The organism is Mycobacterium sp. (genome assembly GCF_035653355.1).
GTDB lineage: Bacteria > Actinomycetota > Actinomycetes > Mycobacteriales > Mycobacteriaceae > Mycobacterium.
On record NZ_DASRBZ010000218.1, the window covers coordinates 1 to 2,621 of the forward strand.

Annotated in this window: 2 protein-coding genes; one reads left to right on the top strand and one right to left on the bottom strand. The window is 60.9% G+C overall.

Features of this window, described 5'->3' with window-relative positions:
* Positions 1-968: FAD-binding domain (locus tag VFA16_RS07395; RefSeq protein WP_324967187.1), on the bottom strand; the 968-nt coding region annotated here is incomplete at its 3' end.
* A gap of 746 nt (positions 969-1,714) precedes the next feature.
* Here VFA16_RS07395 and VFA16_RS07400 point away from each other — a divergent pair.
* Positions 1,715-2,218: a DUF421 domain-containing protein gene (locus VFA16_RS07400; protein WP_324967188.1), complete on the top strand. Its 504-nt coding sequence runs from the start codon at positions 1,715-1,717 to the stop codon at positions 2,216-2,218.
* Positions 2,219-2,621 lie beyond the last annotated feature (403 nt).

Below are 2,621 nucleotides of genomic sequence, written 5' to 3' on the forward strand. Positions count from 1 at the left end.
TGGTAATCGGCTCTGGCGCGGTTGATTTCACCGGCCAGGATATAAGCCTGCACCATCGCCAGACCCGCCCCCTCGCCCGCCAGCAGCGAGACCGCAGCGGCGGCGTCGCCGATAAGCGCCACACGCCCCTGTGACCAGCGGTCCATGGCGATCTGGCTAACCCTGTCGAAATACACATCGGCAATGCAGTCGAGCTCGCGCAAGATCTCGGCGCACTCCCAGCCGGCGTCGCCGAAGACGTCACGCAGGGTGTTTCTGACCTCAGCCAAGTTCTGCGGCTCGGGGCCGCTCATACGGTCCGCCGCGAAAATGAAAAGGAATAAGGTCCGGTCTTCGCGCATCGCGAATCGTCCAACCATCCGCCCGGGCGTGTTGTAAGCGACGTAGACCAATTCATCGCGCGGCTGATAACCCTGGACTTCGAAAGCGGCGACGCGGTACCCGAGACCGGCCTCAAACGCTGCTTCGGGCCCGAACACCAAACGGCGCACCGGCGAATGGATACCATCGGCGCCAATGACCAAGTCGAACATTCGTCGCCAGCCGCGTTCAAACGTGACCTGCACGCCCGAGTCATCTTGAGCGATGGCTGAGACGGTTTCGCCGAAAAGCGTTTCGACATGACGGTGGATGCAACGGTAGATGATGGCCGCCAGATCACCACGCGCCACAGTGACGAACCGGCCATCGACGGCCCGCCGGAACGAATCCACCGAAAAGCCGCCCGCCTTCCGCGACTTCCGGTCCACCAGACGCACGTCCTGGACCGCATACCCAACACTGTGCAATTCGTCGATGAGGCCCATACGTTCTGCGACGGCATATCCGCCACCCCAGAAGTCGACGGCATACCCACCCGTGCGGGGCCGCGGCGCCTTCTCGATCAGCGTCGGCTCGTGGCCGTACCGCCATAGCCAGTAGGCGAGAGTCGGTCCGGCGATGCCGGCACCGACAATGGCGACCCTCATAAGCGCAACCTCTTCGCGGACGGAGCCATCCGCTATAGTAGCACTATGCAATAGTTGCGCTGGTAAGCTGACCTTGCCGGAGTTGGCTCGTGGTGCGGCGCTGTTGCTTCTGACGAACCTCGTGGGCATCGTGTTGATGACGCGCTGGTGTTCCTGCTGACGGGCTTGGTCCCCAGCGACATGTTCCGGACCGGCGCGGCCCGATCCTTACTTCTCTGGCGATTGCCGCCGTCTGCGCGCTGGCTGTCGTGTTGATCCTTACGCCGGGCTTTGTCGCCGTCACCCGTCAGGTCCACCAACTCAAGCTGGCCACGCAAGCAATGACGGATCTCCTCGACTCGGGTAGCCGACTCAGTCGTATCAGCACCTCTGACAAAACGATTCGAGCCGACATCACCGGCCCCCGGCTCCCCCACCGATACAGAAGGTGGCTGCCACTCTGAGTCGCGCGCTGGGCCATCCGGATAGGTTTTCTTCCGATCCCAATAGGAGGATTGGAAACTAGTGTCCGGTGGCCCTACTTCGCTTGACGCGTCGAGCGGCTCTTTCTCGACTGCCTCAGCGACCGCAGTGTTGTCAATGACAAGTGTTTATCCCGTATGGAGTTGGGCCATCCGTCACATCGTCATGGTGTTGTCAGCGTCACGACAAAAAGGAGGAGCGACGATGGTCGAAGTCATGGTGCGATTTGCCGATGAACGCATTCCCAAAGGAATCGGCGCGAGTGGATACGGCGGGTGTTTTCGATGAGGGAAGTGCTACTGCAGCTCGTCGATGGGTGGCATCCTGCAGCCTATGCAGCGCTCAAAGCGCTCGCACTATTTGTGACCACGGCGACCGCTTTCCGCTTCAGTTTGCGCCGCACCATCGCCGCCCTAACACCGTTTGACTGGGTCACCGCCGTCGCCATCGGCGCGATCGTTGGCCGTACCGCCACCGCCGCCGACACGTCATGGCTCACTGGGGCTGCTGCCTTACTCACTTTGGTCGCAGCACATGACATTGTCGCGCGGCTGCGTTTCATGCCGTCGATGCGCCGCCTGGTTGACAAACCGGTGCGAGTACTGATCAAAGATGGCCATCTTGACCAGCTGAACTTGAAACGATGCGGAATCACCCGTGCGGACATCGACGCGATCCTGCGCGAACACGGTTACCAATCGCCCAATGACATTCGCCTGGCCCTATTCGAATCCAAAGGAGCGGTTTCGATCCTTGCCAGACCAGAAGACTTGCGAACGTCGCCGTAGGAACACCAGCCGGCCCCTGGTCTGGTTATCCAAAGTGCGTCAGTCATACGTGGCGGGCGTTAGGATCCCGTACTCGTCTCGGCATGCCCGACGGATAGCGGCCGATAGTAGCTCTGTGTCGATGACCTCCGTGTCGCGCATTGTGGCGAACCTTACGATCTGGTCCAAGTACGGGTACAAGCGAAACCCGACGCGGATCGCGAGATCGGAGACCATTCGGATGTGACTTGTATACCGATCAACGCGCTCGATGAGCTGCGCGAAAACGGCAGCGGCTCATGCTGTCTCCCCCTACCCTCCCCCTATGAGGGTCTGTCTGGTTCTGCTCATATCGCTTCTACTCGCGCTCTACGCGGTCAACACACCCCCTGCCCGCGCCGAGTTCGGTTTGACGTGCGACTAC